The sequence below is a fragment of the Pseudomonas paraversuta genome, assembly GCF_904063065.1.
GTDB classification, from domain to species: domain Bacteria; phylum Pseudomonadota; class Gammaproteobacteria; order Pseudomonadales; family Pseudomonadaceae; genus Aquipseudomonas; species Aquipseudomonas paraversuta.
In genome coordinates this window covers 1-440 of the sequence record NZ_CAJFCL010000054.1, presented here as the reverse complement: position 1 = coordinate 440, position 440 = coordinate 1, and the positions used below count along the sequence as shown (strand labels likewise).

1 protein-coding gene is annotated in these 440 nt (G+C 60.9%); it reads left to right on the top strand.

What is annotated here, in order from left to right:
* A partial coding sequence (locus tag JQ845_RS22895; RefSeq protein WP_203009518.1) for an ATP-binding cassette domain-containing protein occupies nt 1-440 on the top strand: 440 nt, incomplete at both ends.

The window sequence follows — 440 nt, the reverse complement described above, 5'->3', positions numbered from 1 at the left end:
TGCTCGATGGCATCGAGATTGAAGACTACAAGTTGCTCAACCTGCGCAAACACATTGCCCAGGTCACCCAGCATGTGACCCTGTTCAGCGACACTGTGACCAACAACATCGCCTACGGCGACCTGGCCGGTGCACCTCGTGCCGATGTGGAAGCGGCGGCAGCGGATGCCAATGCGAAGGACTTCATCGATCAGTTGCCCAAGGGCTTCGATACCCAGGTGGGTGAGAACGGTGTGCTGTTGTCCGGCGGCCAGCGCCAGCGCTTGGCGATTGCCCGTGCATTGCTCAAGAACGCGCCGTTGCTGATCCTCGACGAGGCCACCTCGGCCCTCGATACCGAGTCCGAGCGGCATATCCAGGCGGCACTCGATAAGGTCATGCAAGGCCGCACGACCCTGGTGATCGCGCACCGTTTGTCCACCATCGAGAAGGCTGACCTG